Source organism: Streptococcus pantholopis (assembly GCF_001642085.1).
Lineage (GTDB): Bacteria > Bacillota > Bacilli > Lactobacillales > Streptococcaceae > Streptococcus > Streptococcus pantholopis.
In genome coordinates, this window is sequence record NZ_CP014699.1 from 854083 (window position 1) to 870365 (window position 16283).

13 protein-coding genes are annotated in these 16283 nt (G+C 42.6%); 12 read left to right on the top strand and 1 reads right to left on the bottom strand.

Translation table 11 applies throughout. The features are described 5' to 3' along the window. The first annotated feature begins 501 nt into the window (after positions 1-501). From folP to A0O21_RS04035, 12 genes are all read left to right on the top strand, one after another. Positions 502-1314 (top strand): dihydropteroate synthase, encoded by an 813-nt coding sequence (gene folP, locus A0O21_RS03975; RefSeq protein WP_067061651.1) that lies wholly within the window; start codon positions 502-504, stop codon positions 1312-1314. Between the two features lie 109 nt (positions 1315-1423). After that, positions 1424-1786, top strand: coding sequence for a dihydroneopterin aldolase (gene folB / locus A0O21_RS03980; protein WP_067061654.1), 363 nt, complete (start codon positions 1424-1426; stop codon positions 1784-1786). Then, positions 1783-2280: a 2-amino-4-hydroxy-6-hydroxymethyldihydropteridine diphosphokinase gene (gene folK / locus A0O21_RS03985; RefSeq protein ID WP_067061657.1), complete on the top strand. Its 498-nt coding sequence runs from the start codon at positions 1783-1785 to the stop codon at positions 2278-2280. The genes folB and folK overlap by 4 nt, the downstream gene beginning before the upstream one ends. A gap of 146 nt (positions 2281-2426) precedes the next feature. Next, positions 2427-3326 carry a UDP-N-acetylmuramate dehydrogenase gene (gene murB, locus A0O21_RS03990; RefSeq protein ID WP_067061660.1) on the top strand — a complete coding sequence of 300 codons (900 nt, stop codon included), beginning with the start codon at positions 2427-2429 and terminating at the stop codon, positions 3324-3326. 31 nt (positions 3327-3357) lie between these two features. Next, positions 3358-4500 carry an ABC transporter ATP-binding protein gene (locus tag A0O21_RS03995; RefSeq protein WP_067061663.1) on the top strand — a complete coding sequence of 381 codons (1143 nt, stop codon included), beginning with the start codon at positions 3358-3360 and terminating at the stop codon, positions 4498-4500. Beyond that, positions 4497-5300 (top strand): ABC transporter permease, encoded by an 804-nt coding sequence (locus tag A0O21_RS04000; protein WP_067061666.1) that lies wholly within the window; start codon positions 4497-4499, stop codon positions 5298-5300. Before A0O21_RS03995 ends, A0O21_RS04000 begins: the two co-directional genes overlap by 4 nt. Before the next feature lie 830 nt (positions 5301-6130). Further along, positions 6131-6910, top strand: a complete 780-nt coding sequence (locus tag A0O21_RS04010; protein ID WP_067061672.1) for an ABC transporter permease — start codon at positions 6131-6133, stop codon at positions 6908-6910. Continuing rightward, positions 6903-7970 (top strand): ABC transporter substrate-binding protein, encoded by a 1068-nt coding sequence (locus tag A0O21_RS04015; RefSeq protein WP_067065109.1) that lies wholly within the window; start codon positions 6903-6905, stop codon positions 7968-7970. The genes A0O21_RS04010 and A0O21_RS04015 overlap by 8 nt, the downstream gene beginning before the upstream one ends. A 141-nt stretch (positions 7971-8111) precedes the next feature. Then, on the top strand, positions 8112-8948 hold the full coding sequence (gene licT / locus A0O21_RS04020; RefSeq protein WP_067061675.1) for a BglG family transcription antiterminator LicT: 837 nt from the start codon (positions 8112-8114) through the stop codon (positions 8946-8948). 219 nt (positions 8949-9167) lie between these two features. After that, on the top strand, positions 9168-11108 hold the full coding sequence (locus A0O21_RS04025) for a beta-glucoside-specific PTS transporter subunit IIABC (RefSeq protein ID WP_067061681.1): 1941 nt from the start codon (positions 9168-9170) through the stop codon (positions 11106-11108). Positions 11109-12083: 975 nt separating this feature from the next. After that, positions 12084-13589, top strand: coding sequence for an alpha/beta hydrolase-fold protein (locus tag A0O21_RS04030; RefSeq protein ID WP_067061686.1), 1506 nt, complete (start codon positions 12084-12086; stop codon positions 13587-13589). Positions 13590-13605: 16 nt separating this feature from the next. After that, positions 13606-15297: a carboxylesterase family protein gene (locus A0O21_RS04035; RefSeq protein WP_067065112.1), complete on the top strand. Its 1692-nt coding sequence runs from the start codon at positions 13606-13608 to the stop codon at positions 15295-15297. Positions 15298-15350: 53 nt separating this feature from the next. Here A0O21_RS04035 and A0O21_RS04040 read toward each other — a convergent pair whose 3' ends face one another. Beyond that, complete coding sequence (locus tag A0O21_RS04040; protein ID WP_067061690.1) at positions 15351-16283, bottom strand: AraC family transcriptional regulator; 933 nt, start codon at positions 16281-16283, stop codon at positions 15351-15353.

Below are 16283 nucleotides of genomic sequence, written 5' to 3' on the forward strand. Positions count from 1 at the left end.
AGCCGTAGACGTCTGAAGGCATTGTCGTCTTAACAGCCGACCGCACCTTTCTAGCCGTTCTGGCAGGGGTGCGCAGACGAAATCAAAGATTTCTGGCTTACCGCCTTTTTGCTTTGCTCTTTTAAGGGGCTTTGTATCTTGATGAATTGAACACGCCCTAAACGCTGCGGGAAAAAGATGTCCTGACTTAGAATCTGGCGATTCGTCAGTCAGTCCCCTATTTTCCTTTTGCGTTTTATACGGGCTTTGTATCTTGATGAATTGAACGCGCCCTAAACGCTGCGGGAAAAAGATGTCCTGACTTAGAATCTGACGATTCGTCAGTCAGTCCCCCTATTTTCCTTTTGCGTTTTATACGGGCTTTGTATCTTGATGAATTGAACGCGCCCTAAACGCTGCGGGAAAAAGATGTCCTGACTTAGAATCTGACGATTCGTCAGTCAGTCCCCTATTTTCCTTTTGCGTTTTATACGGGCTTTGTATCTTATATGGAGTGTGGAGATGAAAATTGGTTGTCATAATGTTTCGGGTAACGCCTGTGTCATGGGAGTGTTAAATGTTACGCCGGATTCTTTTTCGGATGGCGGGAATTATTTGAATGTGGATTCAGCATTAAAGCAAGTTCGGAAAATGCTGGAGGCCGGTGCAGCAGTTATTGATGTCGGCGGTGAGTCTACACGGCCTAAAGCTGATTTTGTATCAGCAGATGAGGAGATGCGCCGTGTTTTGCCGATTATTAAAGCCATCAAAGAAAATTTTGACTGTCTAATCAGTATTGACAGCTATAAAAGCGAGACTGCTCAGGCTGCTTTAGAGGCCGGTGCCGATATTATAAATGATGTCTGGGCCGGTCTTTACGATGGGAATATGCTGACTTTGGCAGCTCAAAAAAATGTTCCTATTATGCTGATGCATAATCAAAAAGAGGAAATATACAGCGATGTGACACAGGATGTCTGCCGCTTTTTATCTGAACGTGCCGAAGCTGCTTTAGCAGCCGGGGTCAGTAAGGAAAATATTTGGCTTGATCCCGGTTTTGGTTTTGCAAAAAATGTTGAACAGAATCTTGAACTGCTGAAAGGTTTAGATCAAGTTTGTCAGCTCGGTTATCCGGTGCTGTTCGGCGTTTCCCGCAAGCGGTTTGTCGACTATCTTTTAGGCGGCCAAACCAAGCCTTCTGAACGGGACATGGCAACAGCTGGCCTTTCGGCCTGGGCTTTGCAAAAAGGCTGTCGTATGGTTCGGGTGCATAATGTGGAAGCCAACCGTGATATTGTTACTGCTATCAGCCAGCTGTCTCCTTTTAAGGAATAAAGAAGGATTGGCAATTAATGGATTTTAGCGGCTGTCTGAAGTCAGATAACGGTTTATTTGCTGTTTGATGAATTATGAAGACGTCAGCTGTTTAGTTTTGAAGAGGATTATGGATAAAATATACTTGCAGGGTTGCCATTTTTATGGCTATCATGGCGCCCTCACTGAGGAACAAAAGCTGGGACAGATTTTTATTGTTGACTGCACACTGTCTCTTGACTTAGAAAAGGCTTCTCAAACAGACCGTCTGACAGATACTGTTCACTATGGTATGGTGTTTGACTGTCTTAAAAAACATGTTGAGAATGAAAAATACCAGCTTCTGGAAAAATTAGCCGGTGTTATTATTGCTGACATTTTTCGGCAGTTTTTGCCAGTTCAGACGATTAAACTGACAATACGTAAGAAGAATCCGCCGATTAACGGGCATTACTCAGCTGTCGGGATTGAATTGGAACGGAGCCGGACATGACAAGTGTTTACTTAAGTTTAGGGAGCAATTTGGGAGAGCAAAAGTCCTATCTCTGCCGTGCTCTTGCAGCATTGGATGCTTTACCGCTTACGCAGGTGACTGCCTGCTCTTCCTTTTATGAAACTGCTCCTTGGGGGAAAACAGACCAGCCTGACTTTCTCAACCTCTGCTGTAAGCTTGAAACGGATTTGCCCCCTCAAGACCTGCTGCTATCTTGCCAAAAGATTGAAGAAGATTTGGGACGTGTACGCCATGAACACTGGGGTGCACGGACGATTGACATTGATCTGCTGCTATACGGGGAAGCCACAATTGCTCAAGACAATCTTCAGATTCCCCATCCTTACATGACAGAACGGGCCTTTGTTCTGCTGCCTTTGGAAGAGATAGCTCCTTATCTGACTTTGGAAGGGGTTCCGCTTAAAGCTTATATAAGCGGTTTGGACGTAACTGGAGTGAAAAAAATAAGTGATCAATCATGTGATAAAGGTTAGCATTAACCAGTAAGACCGTTTTTTGCATGAAAAAAGAATCTTGTAACTTATTTTTAGGCTGTATCCAAACAAGGTGTTTTTTGCTATAATGATAATCGGTGATAACCAATTTTATATCGCAGCAGAAAAGTACAGAATTGAGAAAAATGTTTGATTTTTTAGAGAATGAATTAAAAGGGATAGATATCCGTGTCAACGAACCTTTAAAAAAGTATACCTACACTGAAGTAGGCGGTCCGGCTGACTTTTTAGCCTTTCCACGCAACCGCTATGAATTATCCAGAGTGGTTAAATATGCCAATCATCAAGGTATTGACTGGATGGTTTTGGGAAATGCCAGCAATATTATTGTTCGTGATGGCGGTATTCGCGGCTTTGTCATTATGTTTGATAAATTAAATACGACAACAGTTGACGGTTATATCATTGAAGCAGAAGCAGGAGCGAATCTTATTGAAACCACCCGTGTTGCAAAATTTCACAGTTTAACAGGCTTTGAATTTGCCTGTGGCATTCCGGGAAGTGTCGGCGGTGCTGTATTTATGAATGCCGGTGCTTATGGCGGTGAGATTGCCCATATCCTTCTGTCAGCTCAGGTCCTAACTAAAAACGGAGATGTCAGAACCATTGACAATCGGGATATGCGCTTTGGCTATCGGCGCTCAGCTGTTCAGGCCAGCGGAGAGGTTGTTATTTCGGCCAAGTTTGCTTTAAAACCCGGGGACTATACGCTGATCAGTCAGGAAATGGCCCGATTAACCCATTTGCGTGAATTGAAACAGCCCTTGGAGCACCCTTCCTGCGGTTCAGTTTTTAAACGGCCTTTAGGTTATTTTGCCGGTCAGCTGATTAGCGAAGCCGGCCTTAAAGGTCATAGAATCGGCGGTGTTGAAGTGAGTCGCAAACACGCTGGGTTTATGGTTAATGTCGCTGGGGGAACTGCTCAGGACTACGAAGATTTGATTGCTGATGTCATTGAGAAAGTGGAAGCTCATTCAGGGGTCCGGCTGGAGCCGGAGGTAAGGATTATCGGTGAGAAAAAATAGCAGTAAATTGTCTATGGAGGAACTGTGAGACTTGACTGAACCAATCATTGCTTTTAAGAATGTCACAAAAGTATTTGAGGACAGCGAAACAGTTGTTTTAAAAAATATTAATTTTGAATTGGAAAAGGGGAAGTTTTACACACTGCTTGGGGCTTCAGGAAGCGGCAAATCAACCATTTTGAATATTATAGCTGGTTTACTGGATGTGACCAGCGGCGATGTTTATCTGGACGGCCGGAGGATTAATGATGTTCCTGTGCATAAGCGGGATGTTCATACTGTTTTTCAAAATTACGCCCTCTTTCCGCATATGACAGTTTTTGAAAATGTTGCTTTTCCCTTGAAGCTCAAAAAATTGAATAAGCAGGAAATTGCCCAGCGTGTCCAAGAAGCGCTGGAGCTGGTTCGATTGGAGGGACTGGAAAAACGACGGATTCAAAAACTATCCGGCGGACAAAGGCAGCGCGTTGCCATCGCCCGAGCGATTATCAACCGTCCTAAAGTTGTCCTTCTGGATGAGCCTCTTTCAGCTTTGGATTTACAGCTTCGGACGGAGATGCAGTATGAGCTTAGGACCCTGCAGCAGCGTCTGGGCATTACTTTTGTTTTTGTGACGCATGATCAGGAAGAGGCACTAGCTATGAGCGACTGGATTTTTGTCATGAATGATGGCGAAATCGTTCAGGCCGGCAGTCCTGTTGATATTTACGATGAGCCTATTAATCATTTTGTGGCAACTTTCATCGGTGAATCCAATATTTTGCCGGGAACGATGATTGCTGACTATTTGGTTGAATTTAACGGTAAGCGCTTTGAAGCAGTTGATGGCGGAATGGAGCCTCAGGAAGCAGTCGAAGTGGTTATTCGGCCGGAAGATTTACAGATTACCTTGCCCAAAGCAGGGAAACTTCAGGTCAGAGTTGATACTCAACTTTTTCGTGGCGTTCATTATGAAATTATTGCCCATGATGAATTGAATAATGAATGGCTGATTCATTCCACCCGAAAGGCTATCGAAGGCGAAGTTATCGGTCTGGATTTTCGTCCGGAAGACATTCATATTATGCGGCTTAATGAAAGCAAGGCAGAATTTGAAGCTCGGATTGAAGAGTATGTCGATTTGGATGAACATGAAGAAGGATTGCTTAATGCCATTGCGAAAGGGGAAAAATGAAAACACGCTTTAATCTTTTTTCTTTGCCCTATTTTCTCTGGCTTTTTCTTTTTGTTTTAACACCGCTGATTTTACTGGTTTATCAGTCTTTTTTTAATGTAGAGGGGCAGTTTACTCTAGCCAATTATCAAACCTTCTTTGGATCCTGGACTTATCTCAGAATGAGCCTGAATTCCATTTTATATGCTGCCCTGATTACCTGCGCAGCCTTGCTTATTTCTTATCCGACAGCCCTGATTTTAAGGAAATTGAAACATAAGCAGCTCTGGCTGATGCTGATTGTGCTGCCGACTTGGATTAATTTGCTGCTCAAAGCCTATGCTTTTATGGGGATTTTTGGCCAGCAGGGAGCGGTCAATGACTTTTTGACCTTTATAGGCATCGGGCCTAAGCAGCTTCTTTTTACAGACTTTTCTTTTTTATTTGTTGCGACCTATATTGAAATTCCTTTTATGATATTGCCGATTTTTAATGCTCTGGATGCCATTGATCAGGATTTGCTGAATGCCAGCAGGGATTTAGGAGCTGATGAGCTGCAGACCTTTCGAAACGTTATTTTACCGCTGTCCCTCAATGGTGTCAGAAGTGGGATTCAGTCTGTTTTTATTCCCAGCTTAAGTCTGTTTATGCTAACCAGACTGATTGGCGGAAACCGTGTTATTACTCTGGGAACGGCTATTGAACAGCATTTTCTGACAACACAAAACTGGGGAATGGGGGCAACTATCGGTCTTGTTTTAATTCTTGCCATGGCTGCTGTCATGTGGTTGACAAGTGAACATAAAACCAAATCTAGATGAAACAGCTAGATGGTTCCCTTTCCCATGCCTGCCCCGGCCTTATACAAGAGGGAGTCGGTATTTTAACTGCCCGTCCTAGTCGTTCTGGTAGGGGTTCGCAGACGAAATCAGAGATTTCTGGCTTACCGCCAGCCGTAAACGTCTGAAAGCTTTGTTTCCTTGACAGTAGACCGCACCTTTCTAGTCGTTCTGGCATTTACTTTGCTCTTTTAACGGGTTTTGTATCTTGTGAATTGAACACGGGCTAAACGCTGTGAGAAAAAGATAGCCTTCTCTTGAGTCTTTAGTGACTCAGCGGTCAGGCTTCTATTTTCCTTTTGCGTTTTTTACGCCCTTTGTATCTTGTTGTAATTGAACACGCCCTAAAATCCTAGTGAAAAAGATGGCTGTCAGCGTGATGCCAGCATCACTTGCCATCCTCTATTTTCATACGGATTTTTAGACGGGCTTTGTATCTTGATGAACTGAACACGGGCTAAACGCTGTGAGAAAAAGATAGCCTTCTCTTGAGTCTTTAGTGACTCAGCGGTCAGGCTTCTATTTTCTCTTTGCGTTCTTAACGCCCTTTGTATCTTGTGTAATTGAACACGCCCTAAGAGCTGTGCAAAAAAGATAGCCTGTCCTAGAGCTTATCAGCTCTTCGTCCAGTCTCCTATTTTTGCTTTGCTCTTTTAACGGGTTTTGTATCTTGATGAACTGAACACGCCCTAAGAGCTGTGCAAAAAAGATAGCCTGTCCTAGAGCTTATCAGCTCTTCGTCCAGTCTCCTATTTTTGCTTTGCTCTTTTAACGGGCTTTGTATCTTGTTTTTAGAAAGAAAAGAGAAGTGGATGAAGAGAGTTGCGTTTGTTTATTTAGTTTTTGTTTTTCTTCTTCTTTATTTGCCTATTTTTTATTTGATTTTTTATTCTTTTAATCAAGCTGGTCATATGAATGGTTTTACCAGTTTTACTTGGGAACATTATCGGACATTGTTGGCTGATCAGCGTTTGCTTTTAATTCTGGTGCAGACTTTCTTTTTGGCTTTTCTGAGTTCTCTGCTGGCTACAGTTGTTGGAACATTTGGTGCTATGTTTATTTGGGAAAGACGGCAAAAATATGAGAGTGCTCTTCTGTCTTTCAATAATGTTTTGCTTGTTGCTCCTGATGTGATGATTGGTGCAGCTTTTTTGCTGCTTTTTACCCGTGTTGGTTTTACGCTCGGTCTGCTTTCGGTTTTATTAAGTCATGTTGCTTTTTCTATTCCCATAGTAGTATTGATGGTACTCCCTCGTTTGAAGGCCATGGATACTGATATGATTCGGGCGGCTTATGATTTAGGAGCGACTTCCTTGCAGATGCTTAAAGAAGTCATGCTGCCTTATTTGACTCCAAGTATTATAGCGGCTTATTTTATGGCTTTCACCTACTCTTTAGATGATTTTGCCGTCACTTTTTTTGTGACGGGTAACAGTTTCTCAACTCTGTCAGTCGAAATTTATTCACGGGCTCGGCAGGGAATTTCTCTGGAAATTAATGCGCTCTCAGGCGTTGTCTTTCTTTTCAGTATTCTTTTGGTTATCGGCTATTATTATATCTCGCAGGAAAGAGCAGGTGATGGGGATGCGTAAATTGTATTCTTTTCTCTTTGGTATCTGTGCAATTGTTTTTCTGCTCTGGTCACTCTCAGTCCTAATGCAAAAACAGTCTGGTTCTGCCGCAGATAAGCTGGTTATTTATAATTGGGGTGATTATATTGATCCAGCTTTACTGACTGCTTTTACTGAAAGAACAGGGATAAAAGTGCAGTATGAAACATTTGATTCAAATGAAGCCATGTATACCAAAATAAAGCAAGGGGGAACGACTTACGATTTGGCAGTTCCCAGTGATTATATTATTGATAAGATGATAGATGAGGAGCTTCTGGTCAAATTGGATAAAACTAAGCTTAAGGGGCTGGATAACATTGCTCCCGAGTTTTTAGGGAAGAGTTTTGACAAAACTAACGACTACTCCATTCCGTATTTTTGGGGAACTGTGGGCATTGTTTATAATAAAAAACTTTTGGACAGTTATCCCCAGCATTGGAATGACTTGTGGCGTCAGGAGTATCGAAATCAGATTATGCTTGTGGATGGCGCCCGGGAGGTTCTAGGTTTTAGCTTGAACAGTCTGGGTTACAGTCTGAATACGAAAAGAAGGGCAGAGCTGCAGGAAGCTGAAAAGCATCTGCAGGCTTTGGTGCCGAATATTAAAGCCATTGTTGGCGATGAAATGAAGACTTATATGATTCAGGAAGACAGTGCTATCGGTGTGACTTTTTCAGGAGAGGCCAGTGAAATGCTGGAGGCTAATGCTGATCTTGCCTATATTGTTCCCAGTGAAGGATCCAATTTATGGTTTGATAATTTTGTTATTCCTAAAACTGCTAAGCACTATGATGAAGCCTATGCTTTTATCAATTTTATGCTGGAGCCGGAAAATGCGGCTCAGAATGCCCAGTACATTGGTTATTCAACCCCAAATTCGGCTGCTGAAGCACTTTTGCCGGAGGCTGTTAAAAATAATCCGGCTTTTTATCCCGATAAGTCCGTTTTGAATAATCTTGAGGTTTATGACAATCTAGGTTCTGACTGGCTGGGAATTTACAATGATTTCTATCTGCAGGTAAAAATGTACCGAAAATAACAGTGTTCGAAATTAATATGACTAAGGAGGCAGCAGGCTTCCTGAAATTGGCTTATTCATTTTTGCAGTATCTTGAAAAAAGAAAGCAGATTTGCTATGATACGTATAATGTAAGTCTGAAAGGAACAGGTAAATCTTTGAATGAAAATTGAAAAGGTTTATAATAACAATGTGGTGCAAGTCCAAAGCAGCACAGGCAGAGAAATGATTGTCATGGGAAAGGGCCTCGGTTTTCAGAAAAAATCAGGACAATCTCTTGATCCTTCTTTGATAGAGAAAAAATTCATTCTGGAAGATAATCAGCAGGCAGATGAGCTGTCCCGTGTATATGTGGACTTGAGCCCTGAGGAAACAGAGAGTGTTCTGGCTATTATTGAGCACGGTCAAGAAGTTTTAGGGACAGTCTTTGATGCTTCTTTGTATATTGCCTTAGCTGATCATTTGCATTACACACTTCAGCGCCTCTCAGAGAATTTATCTGTTCCTAATCCTTTGTCATGGGAAATTCGCAAATTTTTTCCCAAGGAATTTCAAGTCGGACGCGATGCCTTGGATATTCTTGCCCAAAAGCTGCAGATAGAGGTTCCGGAAGATGAAGTATCTGCTATCGCCCTGCATTTCATCAACGCTCAAAAAGACTCTGACCTCTTGGCGGAAGGTCAAGAAATTACACGGCTTGTTACCGCTATTTTGGACATTGTCCGTCTGCATTACGGAAAAGTAGCCGATGAAGATACTGTCAGTTACAACCGTTTTGTGACACATGTTCAGTATTTTGCCCAAAGAGTTGTTAGCGGTCTGGTTCAAGGTCAGAACGATGCCTTTCTTTTTCAGCAGGTTAAGCAAAATTATCCTGAAGCATTTTTCTGTTCGGAGAAGATCAAGCATTATGTTGAAACGCGCTACGATTTTCCTATGAGCCGAGATGAGCAGGTCTATCTGACCATTCATCTTCAAAGGCTGGATACTGTTAATTAAGGAAGAAGCAAAAATTAAAAAAAGCGCTTGCAAAAATATAAAAATCTGTTATGATAGATTGTAAGGATTGTTACTGGTAGGCAGGCAAAACCTAAATAAATGCACAGGATAACATCAAAAGCATAGCTGGACTTTTGCGTTTTGAGGTTGTTTGGTATTTATTTAGGTTTTTCTTATGCCCTTAAGAACTATCCAATAACTATTTTAGGAGGACCTATAATGGCTAAAGACTATACTGAATTAGCCCAAGATATTGTTACCCATGTCGGCGGCAAAGACAATATTGTTAAGCTGGTTCACTGTGTGACCCGTCTGCGCTTTACACTGAAAGATGAAAGCAAAGCAGATGATGAGTATCTCAAACAACGTGACGGTATTGTGACTGTGGTCAAAGCAGGAGGACAGTACCAAGTGGTTATCGGCAACCATGTTCCTGATGTTTATGCAGCAGTAACAGAAGTAGCCGGAATTACTGGAGGCGGCGGTATTGATGTTGATGAAGGAGATGTTTCTCAAGGCAATCTCTTTGACCGCTTTATCGCTCTTGTTTCCGGACTCTTCCAACCGATGCTCGGTGCCCTGTCAGCAGCCGGTATGATTAAAGGCTTAGTAGCTGTTATGGCAGCTGTCGGTGTTCCTGAAACAGACGGCGCCTATGTTATTCTGAATGCCGCTGGCGATGGCTTTTTCCAATTTTTACCGCTTATCTTGGCACTGACTGCAGCTAAACGTTTTAAGATGGAACAGTTTACTGCTTTAGCTATTGGTTTTGCACTTGTCTACCCCAATATCGCCGCCAGCTTTTCTGCCGAAACGCCGCTGTACACCCTATTTAAAGGGACATTTATCGAATCACCGATTTACGCGACCTTCTTTGGACTTCCGATTATCTTTCCGGCATCCAGCTATCTGCAGACCGTACTGCCGATTATTGTAGCTGTTTGGATCGGCTCTAAAATCGAAGGTTTCTTTAAGAAAATTATCCCTGATGTTGTCAAGGTTTTTGTCGTTCCTTTCTTTACTATTCTCATCACAGTGCCGCTTTCTTTCTTAGTTATCGGTCCGGTGATGAGCTGGGCGTCTGATCTGGTTGGTGTAATCTTTACAGGCATTTATGGTTTCAGTCCTGTTGTCTACGGCCTGGTGCTCGGTGCTATGTGGCAGGTCTTGGTTATGTTTGGTTTGCACTGGGGCTTGGTGCCTTTGGCTATCTTGGAACTGCAAAAAGGACCCGGTGTCATCTTAGTTGCAACAGTTGCTATCTGTTTTGCTCAAGCCGGATCGCTCCTTAATATTATGTTTAGAACCAAAGAAGATAAGGTTAAACAGCTATCAATTCCTGCTTTCATTTCAGCTCTTTTTGGTGTCACTGAGCCGGCAATTTACGGGATTACCCTGCCAATGCGCCTGCCATTCATCATGACTTGTGTATCTGGTGCCCTTACCGGTGCTTATCTGGCCTTTTTTGATGTGCATATGCAGGTTATGGGGGGATTAGGACTGTTTGCTATCCCATCTTTCATTGAGCCTGATAATGCCATGACACTGATTCACTTTTTAATTGCCATTGTCGCTAACTTTGTGATCGGTTTTATTTTGACACAGTTTGTCAAAATCCCTTATCTGTATGGAGGCCCTGCTGCAGAAGCCGGTGCATCTGATGCTAATGCGTCAGTCCAAAAAGCAGCCCCTCTTAAAGAAATCAAGCAAGAAATCCTCTCCAGCCCGCTGACTGGTCAAGTTGTTAATCTGGCTGATGTTCCGGATGAAGTTTTTGCTTCCGGTGCTATGGGCGAAGGGATTGCCGTTGAGCCGACTATCGGTGAAGTGCTGGCACCAGTTAAAGCTGAAATAACACTAGTCTTTCCTAGTAAGCATGCCATAGGCATGCGGACTGAAAATGGTGCTGAACTCTTGATTCATGTTGGTATGGACACTGTTTCTCTTGATGGTAAAGGATTTGAATCCTTTGTTGCTGTCGGTGACCAAGTTAAAGCAGGACAAAAACTGCTGTCCTTTGACATTGAAACGATTAAAGCTGCCGGTTTGCCAGTAACTGCACCAGTTATTGTTACAAACAGCGATGCCTTTACAGATATCTTAACAACTCAAGAAAGAGATGTTGTTGCAGGAGATTATCTGCTGACAGCTGTAAAATAAACAGAGATAAAATCACTTGATCAGCCGGTCAAGTGATTTTTAAATCCCTTAGAACAAAGAGTATGGGACAAATTTTTCCTCACTCTCTAAAATTTATACAAAAGTAGGGAAAAATGATATTATCCCACGGAAAAACGGTAAGCGTTTGCAAAAACAGTCTTAAAAAGCTATGATAAGCTTAACAGGGACAAGAAAAGAGTCAGATTTTATTATACAGATAAAACGGTTTTAATGGCTGTCTTTGCAAACATATTGCTTTGCTTTAAACAGTCACCGGCTGTCTATGCAGAAGTAGAGGGAAGGAGGGTATAGCAGACAAACAGAAGTAAAAAATGAAAGATAAGAAACAAGGGCTTGTTTAAAGGGCAGAACAAGGACTGCTGTCAACTATTGGCTGATCGTTTTTTTACAATGCACTCGGCGGCCTCTGTATCCTGTGGATTGAACACGCTCTAAAATCCTAGTGAAAAAGATGGCATACATTATGTTTCTTGGTAATAGTGATTGATTAGACGCCGTAGCCGTCTTGGCAGAGGTGCGTCTGCGAAATCAAAGATTTCTGGCTTACCGTCATTTTTGCTTTGCTCTTTACACGGCCTTTGTATCTGTATCTTGTTGAACTGAACACGGTCTAAAATCCTAGTGAAAAAGATGGCTGTCAACGTGATGCCAGCATCACTTGCCCTCCCCTATTTTCATACGGATTTTTACACGGCCTTTGTATCTTGTTGGAATTGAACACGGCCTAAACGCTGCGGGAAAAAGATGTTCTGACTTAGAATCTGGTGATTCGTCAGTCAGTCCCCTATTTTCCTTTTGCGTTTTACACGGCCTTTGTATCTTGTTGGAATTGAACACGGCCTAAACGCTGCGGGAAAAAGATGTCCTGACTTAGAATCTGGCGATTCGTCAGTCAGTCCCCTATTTTCCTTTTGCGTTTTACACGGCCTTTGTATCTTGTTGGAGGAGAGGATGATGAAGAAAGTATCGGTTATAGTTGCTTTAAGTCTATTTGCTGTTAGTCTTTTGATGGCAGGCAGCCGAGTTTTTGCAAAGGATTTGGATGTGGAAATTACCAAGGTTTCTATTGGAGTTAAGGGCTATGAATTCGGTCCGGCTGTTCCAAGAGTTATTGTTGAATTGGATAGTGAGGTAAGCTCAGTCTCTAAAGACAACGTTAAAGTGACAACGGCGGGTGTTGACAGAAAAATCAAGAGTGTTTATTTGTCCAATAAAAACGGGAAAAAAATTAAAAGCGGAAGCAGTCAGTATGTAACGATTCAGATGCCGGTCAGTTTTGATGCGGAAAGAAACGCAGGAGAGGCATCGCCTTTTACCTATAATATGGACATTTTTCAAAATCAATGGTCGAGTGATTATAAGGTGACAATTAAAGGTTTGGAGGTAGAGTCCGACGACCAAACAGCCAGTCTCAGTACAGAAGCTGATGCTATTAACAATCGCATTTCTCCGGAAGCTGCCGTCTTTAAAAACAGGGGAAGTTTCAGCGGAACTTATACCAATCCGATGACTGACAGTCAAGATGAATTAACCTTAAATTATGCAGCCTATGAGCCAAAAGATTTAGCTAAAGGAAAGAAGAATCCGCTGATTATTTGGCTCCATGGCCAAGGTGAAGGCGGTGAAGATCCGGATATTTCGCTTCTAGGCAATGAAGTGGTGGCCTTAGCCAGAGAAGACATCCAAAAACATTTTACCGCCGGTAAACAAACCGGAGCTTATGTTTTAGTAGTTCAGGCCCCAACTTATTGGATGGATGAAGGTGATGGCACTAACGGAGCTGGGGCCGGTGTCTCTCGCTACACAGAAATTCTGATGGATACGATAAAGGATTATGTGGCAAATAATGCTGATGTGGATACGAGCCGGATTTACTTGGCTGGCTGCTCAAACGGCGGTTATATGGCACTTAACCTTGCAATCCATAATCCGGATTATTTTGCTGGTTTGGCTCCTTTGGCGACGGCCTATTCCTACTATGAATATGAACGTGAAGCTGATAACAGCTACACAAGAGTACCAAGCGAAGAAAGTCTGTCAGGTACGGAAATGGTGCCTACCGAGGATGTTTATTTTGATGATGAAAAAGTAGCAGCATTAAAAGATATCCCTATCTGGTTTGTCCACTCAGCTAATGATACAACAGTAGATCCTACTGCCTACTCTCTGCCAATCTATAAAGCTTTGGTTGACAGCGGCGCTGAAAATAAATGGTTCTCTTACTATGAAACTGTTGAAGGGTCAGATATGAAAGATACGGAGTATCTCGGTCACTGGTCTTGGGTTTATTTCTTTAATGATCAAGTAGCCGGCGTTCAAGATGCAGAAGCGGTTAAGAAAGCTGATGAGCTGACAGGCTTTAAAGCTAATAATAAGAATAAAGGCGGTTCTGCTACAGCAGAAAGCGGCGGAAAAGAATACAGCAATATCTTTGACTGGCTGAATGCACAAAGCAAATAATTTTTTAGGAGATGCTATGAAAAAACTCTATTTAGTCCTGCTGGCTGTTTTGCTTGGGTTTTCCTTGACTGCTTGTAACAATAATAACAGCAAAAAGTCTGGTGCAGATTTCAACCAATCGTTAACACAAACTGTTGCTGCAGGTAAGGTTAAAGGCTCTAGAGATAAAGAAAATAAGGCCATGCAGTGGTTAGGTATCCCTTATGCTCAGGCACCGGTCGGCCAGCTCCGCTGGAAAGAGCCGCAAAAAGCAGAGAGCTGGGATGGAACATTTAAAGCCGATGAATACGGCAATACAGCTGTTCAACTGTCAGACGGTGAAGTTGTTGGGTCAGAAGACGCGCTGAATTTAGATGTTGTCCGACCGGACAGCAAGGAAGCAGACCTGCCTGTTGTGGTCTACATTCATGGTGGCAACAATCAGACAGGAAGTTCTCAGGAAATCAAGGGCAACAGTTTTGTTAATGATTTAAACGCTGTCTATGTTTCTGTCAACTACCGGCTGGGAGCACTGGGTTTTAATCCTCTGCAAGCCTTGAAAAATGGCAATGATAATGAAAATTCGGGCAATTACAGTCTCTTGGATATCGCTGCTGCCCTAGATTGGGTAGAAGAGAATATTGCTGCCTTTGGCGGCGATAAAAACAATGTCACTCTAGCCGGTTTTTCTGCCGGCGGCCGCGATGTCATGGCCAGTCTGATTTCCCCTTTATTTGCTGGAAAATATCAGAAAGCCATTTCTTTCAGCGGCGGTATGACACTGGCTGATGAGACAGAAAGCCAAGACATATTTGCCGAAGCGCTTGCTCCCCTTGTTGTTGAGGATCAGGTGAAAGAAACCGAAACTGAAGCTAAATCTTGGCTGCTGACAGCTGACAGCCAAGTAACTGACTATCTTTACGGCTTGTCTGCTGAGCGGCTGGCCGGGCTGATGGGCAACGCAGCGATTCGTATGCGCGTTTTCCCGCATCTCTATAAGGACGGTAAGGTGCTTCCGACGGAAGGATTTGAAACGGACCAATACAATGATGTTCCCTTATTGTTGATTTCAGGAACCAGTGAGTTTTCACTTTTTGCAGCCTATGATGAGCGCTTTGCAGCTGACTTTAGCGATAAGTCTCTTTTTGATGATAAGCAAAAGACAGCTGAGTTTAATTATGTTAAAAAGTACGGTGGCCAGCTTTACCGCTTATCTAATACAGTAGAGAGCGCCCGCATACTGGGAGACAGCTATGATTCACCTATTTATATCGGGGAGATTTCATATGGTGATGACCAAGAAATAACACCTGATTTGGCTGAAACGTTTGGTGCCTTTCATGGTATCTTTGAGCCGCTTTTGCAGACTCCGTCTAATTATGAGAGCATCATTGGCAAAGCTTTTGATGGACAAGGAGCCAAAGACTTATCTGCGGATTTCAAGGCTTATCTCAAGAACTTTTTGCACTCTGATAATCCAAATGGTGATGACCTGACTAAGTGGTTACAGTGGAGTCCGAAAAGTGAGTCAGTTTTATCTCTGTCAGCAGATAAAAAAGGTGCCCTCATCGAAGCCACTGCAGATACAGAAGATGCTCAGCTGATTCTGGATAAAATGGCCAAAGACAGCAGCCTTTCGGACGATGTGAAAGAAGAACTCAACAGCACTGTCCTTAATGGCCGCTGGTTCAGCAGCCTGCTTGATGAGCAGACAGGAGCCGGCAACTAGCTAAGAATAACTTTGGCAACATAAAGAAAAGACTGAAAAAAGAATCATTTTTTTCAGTCTTTTCGCTGATTTCTTGCTGACTTAATTGGGGTCGGATGGCCTTTGGCTTTACTGAATTGTTTACGGTATTGGCTGGGAGTGACATGGAAATAATTCTTGAATTGGCGGTTAAAATTGGACAGATTGTTAAAGCCAACGCTGCTGGCTATCTCTAAAATCGGATCTGCTGTGTTAAGCAGCAGATCGCTGGCTTTATTCAGTCTAATCTGAATGATAAATTCCGTACAGGAGGTACCAGTTTGCTGTTTAAAGACTGTCATGAAATGTGTTTTGCTGTAGCCCATAAAATCAGCTAGATAGCTGATTGAAAGATTATGCTGATAATTATGGTTAATGAAGTCAATCAGTTCCCGGATACGTTCATTTTTACGGTAAGTATCATCTGTGTTTTTTTTCAGGACATAATGGTGGTAATAGAGCAGATAAATCAATTCGTTGAGTCTGGCCTTGAGAAGAATTTCAAAATGCCGCCCCTCATTGCGGGAAAGACTGAAAATTTGAAAAAGAGCCTCTTTAATTTCTTCATAACCGGCCATATCGGGCTGAATTCTGGGAACAAATTTGCAGCTGCTGGTCTGCAGGGGTTGCAGATAACGCAGGCTGACTTGGTCGACAACAGAATTGCCAATCATATCTAAATGGAACTGAAACGTTTCGGTGTGATGTGTCTGCCTCTCAATGGGATGAATGGAATGCATACCATTGGGTCTGATGAGGATAATATCACCAGGCTGACTATTGAAAAAATCATAATCGATATGATATCTGGCTGAGCCTTCATAGACATAATTAATTTCGATTTCCGGGTGCCAATGGAAGAGGACATCAGGACGGCCGTCTTCGACATAGGTATCAAAAAAATTGTAGGGCAGCAAATGGGCTCTGTCTGTCATTTCTTGTTTAAAAGTATCATTTTTCACAATCAT

Coding starts and splice junctions, on each gene's coding strand:
- folP (WP_067061651.1), top strand. CDS start 502: ATGAAAATTGGTTGTCATAATGTTTCGGGTAACGCCTGTGTCATGGGA.
- folB (WP_067061654.1), top strand. CDS start 1,424: ATGGATAAAATATACTTGCAGGGTTGCCATTTTTATGGCTATCATGGC.
- folK (WP_067061657.1), top strand. CDS start 1,783: ATGACAAGTGTTTACTTAAGTTTAGGGAGCAATTTGGGAGAGCAAAAG.
- murB (WP_067061660.1), top strand. CDS start 2,427: ATGTTTGATTTTTTAGAGAATGAATTAAAAGGGATAGATATCCGTGTC.
- A0O21_RS04000 (WP_067061666.1), top strand. CDS start 4,497: ATGAAAACACGCTTTAATCTTTTTTCTTTGCCCTATTTTCTCTGGCTT.
- A0O21_RS04010 (WP_067061672.1), top strand. CDS start 6,131: ATGAAGAGAGTTGCGTTTGTTTATTTAGTTTTTGTTTTTCTTCTTCTT.
- A0O21_RS04015 (WP_067065109.1), top strand. CDS start 6,903: ATGCGTAAATTGTATTCTTTTCTCTTTGGTATCTGTGCAATTGTTTTT.
- licT (WP_067061675.1), top strand. CDS start 8,112: ATGAAAATTGAAAAGGTTTATAATAACAATGTGGTGCAAGTCCAAAGC.
- A0O21_RS04025 (WP_067061681.1), top strand. CDS start 9,168: ATGGCTAAAGACTATACTGAATTAGCCCAAGATATTGTTACCCATGTC.
- A0O21_RS04030 (WP_067061686.1), top strand. CDS start 12,084: ATGAAGAAAGTATCGGTTATAGTTGCTTTAAGTCTATTTGCTGTTAGT.
- A0O21_RS04035 (WP_067065112.1), top strand. CDS start 13,606: ATGAAAAAACTCTATTTAGTCCTGCTGGCTGTTTTGCTTGGGTTTTCC.
- A0O21_RS04040 (WP_067061690.1), bottom strand. CDS start 16,283: ATGATTGTGAAAAATGATACTTTTAAACAAGAAATGACAGACAGAGCC.